The organism is Caulobacter sp. ALps2, from assembly GCF_058681635.1.
Genome location: NZ_CM178743.1, coordinates 3,491,303 through 3,503,669, shown reverse-complemented (window position 1 = coordinate 3,503,669; position 12,367 = coordinate 3,491,303). Strand labels below are relative to the sequence as shown.

Sequence of the window (12,367 nt, the reverse complement as noted above, 5' to 3'; positions counted from 1 at the left end):
AGGAAGGGCCGGCCGCCCACACTCCCAGAAAAGATGGGGAGGACTTGGGGCGGCCGGCCGGAATGAACGTCAGAACGACTTGCTGACGCTCATGTACCAGTAGCGGGCATAGGGGTTGTACAGCGAGCCGATGAAGCCGCCCGACGACAGCGGCGGATCCTTGTCGAAGATGTTGCGCGCGCCGACCCGGATGCGGGTGTCATTGGCCCAGCCCTTCCGCTCGAAACGATACTGGGCATAGAGATTGACCGTGGTCAGCGGCTTGACGCGCCAGGGCTCGCCCACGGTCGACAGCAGGTCGGTGTCCAGCACCGCGCCGGTGTAGATCACCGAGGCGCCGATCTGAACCGGGCCGCCGCGCCAGGTGCCGGTGCCGCTCCACTTCCACTTCGGCTTGCCGTTACGCTTGAGCAGGTCGCCCGGATCGGTCAGCGGCGTGGCGGGGTTGATCGTGCCGGCGTCACGGGCGGCGAACAGTTCGGCGATCGGCGGCGCAAGCTCTTGCGAGAACTTGTCCATGTAGGTGCCGTCGATATTGGCGCTGAAGCGACCGAGCGTGTCGGTGCGTAGGGTCCAGTTCAGGCCGAAGTCGATGCCGCTGACGGTCTGCGGCTGCAGGTTCTTGAACTGGTCGCGGATCTCCAGGATCTGGCCGACCGGCGTCAGGCCCGTGCCGTTGAAGAAGGCGACGTCATCCACCGTCGGCGCGGCGCGGATCACGTTGGTGTTGGTCGAGCCGGTCAGACGGGCCAGGTAGTCCTGCACCGCGATGTTGGTCGAGCCCAGCGTGCCGACGATGCCGTCCTGCTTGATCTGCCAACGGTCGACCGTGATCGTGAAGCGGCCGAACCGTTCGGGGATGAAGGTCGGCTGCAGCACCACGCCGACCGAATAGCTCTCGCTCTCCTCGGCCTTCAGGTCTGGGTTGCCGGCCGTGGTGAAGCGGATGCCGACACCGCGGCTACAGGCGCCAAAGGTCGAGATCCGTCCGGCGCGCAGGTCGGCCTCGCAACGATAGTAGTCGGTGACCGTGTTGGTCCGCGAATAGGCGAACGGGTTGGTGGTCTCCAGGTTCGGGGCCCGGAAGCCCTGCTGCCAGGATCCGCGGAAGCGGACACCGTCGACCACGTCCCAGGCGAAGGCCACCTTCGGCTTCGCGACCGAGCCGAAGTCGCTGTAGTTCTCGAAGCGCCCGGCCAGTTGGACGTCGATGCGGCGCACCAGCGGGATGTTCATCTCCGGCGAGACCAGAGGCAAGGCGAACTCGACGAAGGCCGAGCCGACGTCACGCGAGCCCTTGGTGCTGGGCGTGTCGTTGACGCCGGTGACATTGCTGTTGCTGGTCAGACCGGTGACCGGATCGGTAAACGGCGTGCGGCCGTCCAGCTGTGGATCACGGCGGTCCTGCTGGGTCTCGTGGCGGAACTCGACGCCGGCGGCGACGCCCACATCACCCGACCAGATGGTCAGCAGGTCCGGCTTGGAGACCTTGAAGTCGGCCAGGGTCAGGGTGGTGGTCGAGTGGCGCTTCAGGCGGAAGCGGATGGAGTCCAGCGCGGCCTGCGAGCTGGGCGTGCAGTCACGACCGCCCGTGCCGTCCAGGCAGCCGCCGTTGAAAGGGTTGTAGGCGTCGGGGGTCGACAGGGCCAGCGAGTCGGCCAGCTTCTTGCTGTCGATACCGTCGCTTTCGTCCTTGGCGTCGGCCTTCGAATAGAGGATCGCGGAGTCCCAGCTCCAGCCCCACTTCTCGCCCTTCAGGCCGCCCAGGAAGCGGGTCTGATAGTTCTCGACCTCGACCTTGCTCGGGCCCAGGTCGTTGAAGCGGTAGTTGGTGAAGGTGACGGGCAGGCCGGCGGCCGGCACGTTGGTGAGGCCCGGCAGGCGGTTCGGATTGACCGCGCCATTGGCGAAGGTCACCGGGCCGAAGGGGTTCCAGTAGTTGCTGGCCGGGACGCCGATCGCCACCAGACTGGTGCCCTGGGTCGTCAGGCCTTCCGACGTGGCGTGATAGAAGCCGACCTCGCCATAGGCCGTCAGCGTGTCGCTGATGTCGTAGTGACCGTTCAGGAACAGGTTCTGACGCTCGATCTCAGGCGCGGTCGTCGTAGCGTCGTTCTGCACCGCGTTGTAGCGGTAGGCGTTGGCGGTGCTGCCCGTGGCCAGGTTGCCAGTGCCCAGGCACAGTCCGTTGCCAATCTGGGTGGCGCAGCCGGCGATGGTGTTGGGCTGGACGTGGGTCGCGCCGGCCGCCGAGGTCAGGGCCGTCGTGCCCTGGCGGATGACGCCCGGACCGCGGAACACCGTGAAGTTCGCGAAAGAGTTCTGGTTGCCGCGGTTATCGGGGGCGGAGCTTGCCGCGTAGTCCGGATAGCCGGCGAACAGCGAGCGCAGGTCCTGGGTCGCGGTGTAGGGGCGGTCGCTGGGGCGTTGGGCCGTGCGCCAGGTGAAGTTGCCGTTCAACGAGATGTTGCCGCGCCCTTCGGCGAAGTTGCGGCCCGCGAAGATATTGCTGCTGTATTCCTTGCGGTGCGTGCCTTCGGCCCAGCCGTATTGGGCGTCGACGGTCAGGCCGTCGAAGTCGCTCCGCAGCACGGTGTTGACCACGCCCGCCACGGCGTCGGCGCCGTAGATGGCGGCCGCGCCGTCGCGCAGGACTTCCAGGCGCTCCAGGTTCGAGGTCGGGATGGCGTTGGCGTTGTAGCCTAGCAGCGGCACGGTGCCCGACGACTGGCTGGTCGGGTGCGAGACCAGGCGGCGTCCGTTCAGCAGCACCAGGGTGTTGCCGACGCCCAGGCTGCGCAGGTTGATCGAATTGACGTCGCCGCGCGTGGAGTTGCTGGTCTGCGCCGCGTTGCTGGGGTTGATGAAGACGTCGCCCATCGCCGGGATCGAGCGGAACAGGTCATCGCCAGAGACCGCGCCGGTCGCGGCGATCTGATTGTTGTCCAGCACCGTGACCGGCAGGGCGGCGGTGGTCTTGGCGCCCTTGATCTGGCTGCCGACGACGACGATCTCCTCGACCTTGGTCGTGTCGGCCGCTTCCTGAGCGGCCGCGCCGGTGGCGGCGAGCAGAGCGGCCAGGGCCGCGCCTTGGGCGAGACGGCGGCGATAGCCGCGGAGGGTTTGGTTCGTCACGATTAGCTCCCCAGTGTTTTCTTGTTGTCAGATCGGTTGATCGGATCCGCCCGCCCCTCAGGGACGCGCGGCCTCCGGGATGGGACCGCCGGCGGCCGGCGGGTGTTTCTTCGGGTTCAGGGCGGATTTGAAGGCCGCGACGTCCAGACCCTTTTCCCAGCGCGAGACGACGATCGCCGCCACCGCGTTGCCGACGAAATTCGTCAGGGCCCGGCATTCGGACATGAAGCGGTCGACGCCCAGGATCAGGGCCATGCCGGCCACCGGGACCGAGGGCACCACCGACAGGGTCGCGGCCAAGGTGATGAAGCCGGCGCCCGTGACGCCCGCCGCGCCCTTGGAACTGAGCATGGCGACGCCCAGCAGCAGGGCCTGCTCTTCCCATGACAGGTGCACGCCCGTGGCCTGGGCGATGAACAGCGCCGCCAGGGTCATGTAGATGTTGGTGCCGTCCAGATTGAACGAGTAGCCCAGCGGGACGACCAGGCCGACGACCGACTTCGGGCAGCCGGCTTTTTCCAGCTTCTCGATCAGGCTGGGCAGCGCGGCTTCCGACGAGCTGGTGCCCAGCACCAGCAGCAGTTCGGCCTTCAGGTAACGGATCAGGCTGAAGATGGAGAAGCCGTTGGCGATGCCGACCGCGCCCAGCACCACGACCACGAACAGCGCCGAGGTCAGGTAGAAGGTCCCGACCAGCATGGCCAGGTTGGCGACCGAGGCGATACCGTACTTGCCGATCGTGAAGGCGAAAGCCCCGAAGGCGCCGATCGGGGCGGCCTTCATCACGATGTGCACGAACTTGAAGAAGGCCTGGGCCACCAGCTCCAGGAAGTCGACGACCGGACGGGCCGGCTCGCCGACCAGGGTCAACGAAAGACCGAACAGGATCGAGATCAGCAGCACCTGCAGGATCTCGCCCTCGGCGAAGGCGCCGACGACGGTGGTCGGGATGATGTGCATCAGGAAGCCGACGATCGACTGATCGTGAGCCTTGGCGGCGTATTCGGCGACCTTGTCGGTCTTCAGCGTGGCGGGATCGATGTTCATGCCCGCGCCCGGCTGGACGACGTTGGCGACGATCAGGCCCACGATCAGGGCCAGGGTCGAGAACACCAGGAAATACAGCAGCGCCTTGATCGCCACGCGACCGACCTTTTCCAGATCTCGCATGCCGGCGATGCCGGTGACCACGGTCAGGAAGATCACCGGAGCGATGACCATCTTCACCAGCTTGATGAAGGCGTCGCCCAGCGGCTTCAGCGATTGGCCGATCTCGGGATAGTAGTGGCCGATCGCGCCACCCAGGATGATGGCCAGCAACACCTGGAAGTACAGGTGCCGATAAAACGGCTTCGGGCGCTCAGGAGGCTGCGCCGCGGCGGCCGGTTGGATCGTCTGCACTGTCGCCTCGTGGCCTGGCCCGAAGGCCGCGTTTCCATCCCGCGCCCCTTTGCCGAGGCGCTTGGATAGACGATCCTAGGCGGAAGGAAGCCGTGCAAGCGGCCTCGAAAAAAACGTTCAAACGTTGTTTTATCTAAAGTTTTCCCACGAAACGACTTCGCGGGGCCACCCTTGCCCGGCGAAAAACCCCACGCCAATCGCGCGACTTGTGCGAAAATCCGCACAAACCGCGGAACCGCTTCCATGACCACGTCGCCATTGCCGAATCTGGCAGACCCCATCGTGCGACGCTGGGCGGCGTTCGTCGTGGCCAGCGCCATCTTGCTGGCGGGAGTCGTCGGCTTCGCTGGCGCGGTGGCCGAGCGGCGCGTCACCGCCGACCTCGCGCGCCAGGCCCAGGCCTCGGCGACCCTGCACGCGGCCGTCCTGCGCAGCGAACTGGCCAAGCATCGCTCCCTGCCGTTCATCCTGGCCCAGGACCCCGATGTGGCCGAGGTGCTGCGCTCGGAGGATCCGCGCGGCCTCGCCGCCATGAACCGCAAGCTGGAGACCCTGAGCGGCGGCACGCGGGCGGCGGTGATCTACGTCCTGAACGCCAGGGGCACGACCATCGCGGCCAGCAACTGGCGTGAGCCGACCAGCTTCGTCGGCTCCGACTACAGCTTCCGACCCTATTTCAAGGAAGCGAAGGCCGATGGCGCCGCCGAGCTCTTCGCCCTGGGCACGGTCAGCCGCCGCCCGGGCCTGTTCATGTCGCGCCGCGTCGACGGGCCAGAGGGCCTGCTGGGCGTGGTGGTCGTGAAGGTCGAGTTCGAAGCGCTGGAGGCCGAATGGTCGGCCGCCGAGCCCGCCTTCGCCGCCGACCCGCGGGGCGTGATCCTGGTCACCTCGATCCCGGCCTGGCGGTTCTCGACTCTGAGTCCCCTGCCCCCGACCGAGCAGGCCCGGCTGCGGGCGGAGCACCGCTTCGGCAACGCGCCGTTCGACGTGCTGAAGGCCTCGCCCCGACCCGCCGCCGGTCGCGCGCCGAGCCTGACCATCGTCTCGCCGTCCAGTCAGGACGAGACCCGCTACATGGCCGCCAGCGCCGACCTGGGGGCCGTGGGCTGGACGGTCTACACCCTGACGCCGGTCGGGGCGCCGCTGCGCACAGCCGTCAGCGGCGCGCGGGCCATCGCCCTGCTGGCGGGCCTGGCGGCCTGCGCCTTGGCCGCCGCCCTGCTGCGCTGGCGCGGCCAGGCCACCGTCCGCGCCGCCCGCCAGGAGGCCGCCCGCCTGGAGCTGGAGGCCCGTGTCCAGGAGCGTACCGCCGAGCTGCGTGAGACCAACCAGCGCCTGACCGTCGAGATCGAGGAGCGTCGCCGCGTCGAGGCCCACGTCCACGTGATGCAGGACGAGCTGGTCCAGTCCAACAAGTTGGCCACCCTGGGCCAGATCGCCGCCGGGGTGGCGCACGAGATCAACCAGCCGGTGGCGGCCATCCGCGCCTATGCCGACAACGCCGCCGCCTTCCTGGATCGCGCCGACGACAAGACCGCCAAGGCCAATCTGGGTCTGATCTCGGGCCTGACCGAACGCATCGGCCTGATCACCGACGAACTGCGCGCCTTCGCCCGCAAGTCCAGCGCCCCGGCCGCCCCGGTGACCGTGCGCGAGGCCGTCGACGGCGCCCTGCTGCTGGTCGGCCCGCGCCTGCGCCAGCAGGGCGTTCGCGTCGTCCGCGACGAGGCCGACGAGGCCGCCCGGGTGATGGCCGAACGCTTCCGCCTGGAGCAGGTGCTCGTGAACCTGCTCCAGAACGCCCTGGAGGCGCTTGAAGGCGCGACTGATCCGGAGATCCGCGTCCAGGTCTCGGTCAAGCGTTCGCAGGTGCGGATCCTGGTCGCCGATAACGGCCCCGGCGTCGCCCCCGAGGCGGCCAAGACCCTGTTCACCCCGTTCGCGACCACCAAGCCTCGAGGCCTCGGCCTTGGCCTGGTGATCAGCCGCGACATCGTCGCCGAGTTCGGCGGCGAGCTTTCCCTGGAGGCTGGCCCCGGCGGCGCCCGCTTCCTCATGTCCCTGCCCAAGGCGCGTTCGTGATGCCCGTTTCCGTCAATCAGGTGGCCTTCATCGACGACGACGATGTCCTGCGCGACGCCAACGTCCAGACCCTGCAACTGGCGGGGTTCGAGGTGCTGGCCTTCGACTCCGCGGAGACCGCCGTCGCGGCCGTGCCAGCCGACTTCCCCGGCGTGGTGGTCAGCGACATCCGCATGCCGCGCATGGACGGCCGGCAGCTGTTTCGTCGCCTCAAGGAGCAGGACCCCGACCTGCCGGTCATCCTGATCACCGGCCACGCCGACGTCTCCGAGGCGGTCGAGGCCATGCACGACGGGGTCTACGACTTCGTGGCCAAGCCCTACGCGCCCGAGCGCCTGGTCAGCAGCATCCGCCGGGCGATCGAGAAACGCCGGCTGGTGCTGGAGAACCGCGAGCTGCGCAGCCTGGCCGCCCAGGCCCATGGCGATTGGCCGCTGATCGGCCAGACGCCGGTGATGGAGCGCCTGCGAGCCACCCTGCGCCAGCTGGCCTCGGCCGATGTCGACGTCCTGCTGGAGGGCGAGACCGGAGTCGGCAAGGAGCTGGCCGCCCGCGCGTTGCACGCCTGGGGCCGCCGCCGCGATCGCGAGTTCGTCGCCGTCGACTGCGCCGCCCTGCCCGCCAGCGCCCTGGACAGCGAGCTCTTCGGCCACGAGCTGGGCGCGTTCAGCGGCGCGGTGCGCCAGCGCATGGGCCGCATCCAGCAGGCCGATCGCGGCACGCTTTTTCTGGACGAGATCGAGACCCTGGCCCCCGAGGCCCAAGGCAAGTTCCTGCGGGTGCTGGAGGAGCGCGAGGTCACGCCCCTGGGCTCGAACCGCGCCCAGACCCTGGACCTGCGCGTCGTGGCCGCCGCCAAGGGCAACTTGGCCGACGCCGTGGCGGCCGGGACCTTCCGCCAGGACCTGTTCCACCGCCTGGACGTGGTGCGCATCCGCATCCCGCCGCTACGCGAGCGCCGCGAGGACGTGCCGCTGCTGTTCGCCCACTTTCTGGCGAGAGCCTGCGAGCGGCTGGACGGCCCGCACCCGGTCATCGATGACCAGGTGCGCTGGCGGCTGCACAATCACGACTGGCCGGGCAATGTGCGGGAGCTGGGCCACTACGCCCAGCGGGTGGCGCTAGGCTTGGCCGACCAGGCTAGCGGCGGCGCGCCGGAAGAGCTGCCGCCCCTGCCCGAGCGCGTGGCGACCTACGAGGCCCACGTGATCCGCGAGGCCCTGGCCGGCTGCGATGGTGACGTGCGCAAGGCGCTGGAGGTCCTGCGCATTCCGCGCAAGACCTTCTACGACAAGCTCGAACGCCACGACATCGACGTCGCGGCGTACCGGCCCGCTCCTAGCCGCGCTCGACCTGGCTGACGTCGCGCACGGCGCCCTTGGCGGCGTTGGTGGTCATGGCGGCGTAGGCGCGCAAGGCCGGGCTGACCTCGCGCTTGCGGTCCAGCGGCTTCCAGGCGTCCTTGCCGCGGGCCAGCTGAGCGGCGCGACGCTCGGCCAGAACCGCGTCCGACACTTCCAGGGTGATGCCACGGTTGGGGATGTCGATCAGAATGTCGTCGCCGGTCTCGACCAGGGCGATCAGGCCGCCCTCGCCCGCTTCCGGCGAGACGTGGCCGATCGACAGGCCCGAGGTGCCGCCCGAGAAACGACCGTCGGTAATCAGCGCGCAGGCCGCGCCCAGGCCCTTCGATTTCAGATAGGTGGTCGGGTACAGCATCTCCTGCATGCCCGGACCGCCCTTGGGGCCTTCGTAGCGGATCACAACGACCTCGCCGGCCTTGACCTGGCCGCCCAGGATGCCGCTGACCGCCGCTTCCTGGCTCTCATAGACCCGCGCCGTTCCCTTGAAGGTCAGGATCGACTCGTCGACCCCGGCCGTCTTCACGATGCAGCCCTCGGGGGCCAGGTTGCCGAACAGCACGGCCAGGCCGCCGTCCTTCGAGAACGGGTGCTCGACCGAACGGATGACGCCCTTCTCGCGGTCCAGGTCCAGGTTCTCCCAGCGGGCGGCCTGGCTGAAGGCGATCTGGGTCGGCTTGCCGCCCGGCGCGGCGCGGAAGAACTCGTGGGCGGTGGCGCTGTTGGTGCGGCCGATGTCCCAGCGGGCCAAGGCTTCCGCCATGGTCGTGGCGTGGACGGTGGGCTGGGTGGTGTCGATCAGACCGCCGCGCTCCAGCTCGCCCAGGATGGCCATGACGCCGCCGGCCCGGTGGACGTCCTCCATGTGCACGTCGCTCTTGGCCGGCGCGACCTTGGACAGGCACGGCACTTTGCGGGAGAGGCGGTCGATGTCGGCCATGCCGAAGTCGACCCCGCCCTCGCTGGCGGCCGCCAGCAGATGCAGGACGGTGTTGGTGGAGCCGCCCATGGCGATATCCAGGCTCATGGCGTTCTCGAACGCCGCCCGAGTGGCGATGCCGCGCGGCAGCGCCGTGGCGTCGTCCTGTTCGTACCAGCGCTGGCAGAGGTCGACGACCAAGCGGCCGGCTTCCTTGAACAGGGCCTCACGATCGGCGTGGGTGGCCAGGACCGAGCCATTGCCGGGCAGCGACAGGCCCAGGGCTTCGGTCAGGCAGTTCATCGAGTTGGCGGTGAACATACCGGAGCAAGAGCCACAGGTCGGACACGCGGCCTTCTCGATCGCGGTGACTTCCTCGTCGGTGTACTTGTCGTCGGCGGCCACGACCATGGCGTCGACCAGGTCCAGGGCGCGGATCTCGCCCTTAACCCGCACCTTGCCGGCCTCCATCGGACCGCCCGAGACGAAGACCACCGGGATGTTCAGCCGCATGGCGGCCATCAGCATACCGGGCGTGATCTTGTCGCAATTGGAAATGCAGACGATGGCGTCGGCGCAGTGCGCGTTGACCATGTACTCGACGCTATCGGCGATCAGCTCGCGGCTGGGCAGCGAGTACAGCATCCCGCCGTGGCCCATGGCGATGCCGTCGTCGACGGCGATGGTGTTGAATTCCTTGGCCACCCCGCCGGCCGCCTCGATCTCACGGGCGACCAGCTGGCCCAGGTCCTTCAGGTGCACGTGGCCCGGGACGAACTGGGTGAAGCTGTTGGCCACCGCGATGATCGGCTTGCCGAAATCCTCGTCCTTCATGCCGGTGGCGCGCCACAGGCCGCGGGCGCCGGCCATGTTGCGGCCGTGGGTGGAGGTTCGCGAGCGATAGGGAGGCATGGGAAATCTCAATGTCGGCGGTGTGGTTTTTTACGACCGATCTTCCCGCTCGCAAAATATATTAGTTCAGCACCATTAAGTCGCTACAGATATCAGATGGACGTCCGCCAGCTCCGTCACTTCGCCGCCGTCGCGCGGGCCCTGCATTTTGGCCGGGCCGCCGAGCGCTTGGGCATGACCCAGCCGCCGCTCAGCCAGTCGATCATGGCGCTGGAAAAGACCCTGGGCGCGCCGCTGTTCGTCCGCTCCAAGCGCAGCGTGCGGCTCAGCGCCCTGGGCGAACAGTGGCTGCCGCATGTGCTGGCGGCGCTGGAGGGGGTCGAGGAGTTGCCGACCACCGCCCGCCGCATCCGCGACGGCCAGACGGGCCTGCTCACTCTCTCCTTCGTCAGCACCGCCGATTACAGCGTCCTGCCGGCCCTGGTGCGGCGTTATTCGCAAGCCTATCCGGACGTCGAGATCCGGCTGTTCGAGGCCACCAGCGACGTGCAGATTCCCGCCCTGGTCGCCGGCGAGCGCCACGCCGGCATCATCATCCCACCCGCCGACCAGACCCTGCCGCCGCCACTGGACTATCGCCGCCTGCTGCGCGAGCCATTGATCGCGGCCGTGCCCACGGCCTGGGTCGATGATGCTCGCATCGGCAGCGAGGACCACCTGACCCGCGCCGAGGTCCTGACCTCGCCGCTGATCCTGTTCCCCAAGCAGGTCGCCCCCGCCTTCCACGATCTGGTCACAGGCTACTACGCGGCCCTGGGCGGCTCGCCCCGGATCGTGCAGGAGGCCATCCAGATGCAGACCATCATCAGCCTGGTCTCCAGCGGCCTGGGGATCGCGCTGGTCCCGGCCTCGCTGCGGAACATGGCCCGCACCGGCGTCAGTTACATTCCGCTGGCCGGCGCGGTTCCAGAGCTGGAGACCGGCCTTGTCTGGCGACGCGGCGAGATCTCGGCGACCCTGGCCAACTTCCTGAAATTACTCGACTCCGCGACCTAGGCCGTTTGAGACGCGAGCAATTCGTCAAGTTGCCGGAACTGTTCGGGCATGGCGTCTTCCATGCCGACGAACGACGCGTCCAGCGCTTCCTTCGAAGGATAGAGCTCGCTCAGGACCAGCCGCGTCTTGTCGCCGTCCTCTTCCTCGAAGGTCACCGTGGTGACGGCGCCCTCTTCCTCGCCTTCGTCATTGGTCCAGACGAGGCGCGAGCCCGGCGTGACGTCCTGGTATTTACCGAAGAAGGTCATGGTGTTGTCGGCGTCGCGGCCGAACGTGACGCTGTAGCCGCCGCCCGCGCGGACATCCATCGTACAGCCGATCATCGGCACGCCACTCGACTTAGGCGCCCACCACAGCTGGAACAGGTCGGCCTTGGTCCACGCATCGTAGACCAGGCGAACCGGACCATTGAACACGCGCGTCACGACAAGTTCGCGTTCCGATGTCCGTTCGACCACCGTGCGACCGTCACTCACCCGTTCGCCCATCCATTTTCTCCCTAAGTTTCAAGGCCTCGATCACCTGGTCCAGCGCGTCGAAACGCGTGCTCCAGATTCGGTGTCGTTCTTCGATCCAGGCGACCTCTTCCTCGAAGCCGCGCCCGCCCAGTCGGCAGGTCCGCACCCGCCCGACCTTCTCGGTCGTGACCAGCCCCGCCCGCTCCAGGACGCCGACGTGCTTCTTCATGCCCGTCAGGGTCATGTGGAACCGCTCGGCGAGCTCGGTGATCGAGGCGTCCGAACGCCCCAGCTGCTCCAGAACGCCGCGTCGGGTGGCGTCCGAGAGCGCGGCGAAGGAGGCGTTGAGGCGATCCGCTAAAGACTGAACCATATGGTTCAGTGTTGGCATGCGAACCGACGACCCGCAAGAGGGATCTCGCTCCGCGTCGTTCAGCGGGAGGGTTTATGCAAAGCGAGCGCGCTAGGGTCGCGCCAAGCGATCCAGGCGATGTAGCCCTGGAACATGTCGGCCATGGCGTCGGCGTAGGCCTCGATCTCGGCGTCGGCGCGGGGCTCTTCCGAGAAGGCCTTGCCCACTTGACCGAGGGTCGTGGAAATCAGCTCGCCAGCCAGGTCTCGGATCGCGTCGGGCGCGTCCGTCAGCAACTCGCGCATGAAGCCCTGCATGGTGCGCGTGCCCGCCACGCGCGCCTCCTGGGCCTCCGGCGCGTCGCGATACAGCGGCGCGGCGTCGTGCAGGGCCACGCGCATCCGCGCTTCCTCGCACTCCGAGCGGACGAAGGCGTGGACCAGAGCCCGCAGGCGCTCCTGCGGCGGCTGGCTCTGGTCTTCCAGGATACTTTTCAACAGGTCGCTGGTTTCGCGCCACTCATCGCTCTGCAAACGGAACAGGATCGCGGCCTTGTTGGGGAAATACTGGTAGATCGACCCGACGCTGACCCCGGCCTTCTCGGCCACGCGCGCGGTCGTGAAACGGTGGGCGCCTTCCTTGGTCAGAACCTGAACAGCGGCCTGAAGGATGGCCGCGACCAGCTCGGTCGAGCGCGCCTGCCGCGGCTGCTTTCGTGAAGAAATCCGGGGACTTGGACGATCGGCCATGG

Annotated in this window: 9 protein-coding genes; 3 read left to right on the top strand and 6 right to left on the bottom strand. The window is 68.1% G+C overall.

The features are described 5' to 3' along the window. Positions 1 to 69: 69 nt before the first annotated feature. Both ACW173_RS16695 and ACW173_RS16690 read right to left on the bottom strand, forming a co-directional pair. Positions 70 to 3,135 carry a TonB-dependent receptor domain-containing protein gene (locus ACW173_RS16695; RefSeq protein ID WP_492081136.1) on the bottom strand — a complete coding sequence of 1,022 codons (3,066 nt, stop codon included), beginning with the start codon at positions 3,133 to 3,135 and terminating at the stop codon, positions 70 to 72. Positions 3,136 to 3,192: 57 nt separating this feature from the next. Beyond that, entirely contained in the window at positions 3,193 to 4,527 is a 1,335-nt protein-coding gene (locus tag ACW173_RS16690) for a dicarboxylate/amino acid:cation symporter (protein ID WP_492086005.1), read from the bottom strand. 252 nt (positions 4,528 to 4,779) lie between these two features. On the opposite strand from ACW173_RS16690, the gene ACW173_RS16685 reads away from it, so the two are divergent. Together ACW173_RS16685 and ACW173_RS16680 are read left to right on the top strand one after the other, a co-directional pair. Then, positions 4,780 to 6,618 (top strand): sensor histidine kinase, encoded by a 1,839-nt coding sequence (locus tag ACW173_RS16685; protein WP_492081134.1) that lies wholly within the window; start codon positions 4,780 to 4,782, stop codon positions 6,616 to 6,618. After that, positions 6,618 to 7,979 (top strand): sigma-54-dependent transcriptional regulator, encoded by a 1,362-nt coding sequence (locus ACW173_RS16680; protein WP_492081133.1) that lies wholly within the window; start codon positions 6,618 to 6,620, stop codon positions 7,977 to 7,979. The genes ACW173_RS16685 and ACW173_RS16680 overlap by 1 nt, the downstream gene beginning before the upstream one ends. Here ACW173_RS16680 and ilvD read toward each other — a convergent pair. Further along, positions 7,957 to 9,810: a dihydroxy-acid dehydratase gene (ilvD, locus tag ACW173_RS16675; RefSeq protein WP_492081131.1), complete on the bottom strand. Its 1,854-nt coding sequence runs from the start codon at positions 9,808 to 9,810 to the stop codon at positions 7,957 to 7,959. The two genes, ACW173_RS16680 and ilvD, sit on opposite strands and share 23 nt — an antisense overlap. Before the next feature lie 96 nt (positions 9,811 to 9,906). Between ilvD and ACW173_RS16670 the strand changes: the two genes are divergently transcribed. Further along, positions 9,907 to 10,806: a LysR family transcriptional regulator gene (locus ACW173_RS16670; protein ID WP_492081130.1), complete on the top strand. Its 900-nt coding sequence runs from the start codon at positions 9,907 to 9,909 to the stop codon at positions 10,804 to 10,806. Here ACW173_RS16670 and ACW173_RS16665 read toward each other — a convergent pair. Genes ACW173_RS16665 through ACW173_RS16655 form a run of 3 tightly spaced genes read right to left on the bottom strand, consistent with a single transcriptional unit; the run spans position 10,803 to position 12,365 of the window. Continuing rightward, positions 10,803 to 11,294, bottom strand: a complete 492-nt coding sequence (locus ACW173_RS16665) for an SRPBCC domain-containing protein (RefSeq protein WP_492081129.1) — start codon at positions 11,292 to 11,294, stop codon at positions 10,803 to 10,805. The genes ACW173_RS16670 and ACW173_RS16665 overlap by 4 nt on opposite strands. Then, positions 11,275 to 11,637, bottom strand: coding sequence for an ArsR/SmtB family transcription factor (locus ACW173_RS16660; RefSeq protein WP_492081128.1), 363 nt, complete (start codon positions 11,635 to 11,637; stop codon positions 11,275 to 11,277). Before ACW173_RS16660 ends, ACW173_RS16665 begins: the two co-directional genes overlap by 20 nt. A 59-nt stretch (positions 11,638 to 11,696) precedes the next feature. Then, the gene (locus tag ACW173_RS16655) at positions 11,697 to 12,365 is read right to left on the bottom strand and encodes a TetR/AcrR family transcriptional regulator (protein WP_492081127.1); all 669 of its coding nucleotides are present in this window, start codon (positions 12,363 to 12,365) and stop codon (positions 11,697 to 11,699) included. Positions 12,366 to 12,367: the final 2 nt, after the last annotated feature.

Excerpts from the sequence above, each read along its gene's own strand:
- ACW173_RS16665 (WP_492081129.1), bottom strand. The coding sequence starts at position 11,294 with ATGGGCGAACGGGTGAGTGACGGTCGCACGGTGGTCGAACGGACATCG.
- ACW173_RS16685 (WP_492081134.1), top strand. The coding sequence starts at position 4,780 with ATGACCACGTCGCCATTGCCGAATCTGGCAGACCCCATCGTGCGACGC.
- ACW173_RS16655 (WP_492081127.1), bottom strand. The coding sequence starts at position 12,365 with ATGGCCGATCGTCCAAGTCCCCGGATTTCTTCACGAAAGCAGCCGCGG.
- ilvD (WP_492081131.1), bottom strand. The coding sequence starts at position 9,810 with ATGCCTCCCTATCGCTCGCGAACCTCCACCCACGGCCGCAACATGGCC.
- ACW173_RS16660 (WP_492081128.1), bottom strand. The coding sequence starts at position 11,637 with ATGGTTCAGTCTTTAGCGGATCGCCTCAACGCCTCCTTCGCCGCGCTC.
- ACW173_RS16680 (WP_492081133.1), top strand. The coding sequence starts at position 6,618 with ATGCCCGTTTCCGTCAATCAGGTGGCCTTCATCGACGACGACGATGTC.
- ACW173_RS16670 (WP_492081130.1), top strand. The coding sequence starts at position 9,907 with ATGGACGTCCGCCAGCTCCGTCACTTCGCCGCCGTCGCGCGGGCCCTG.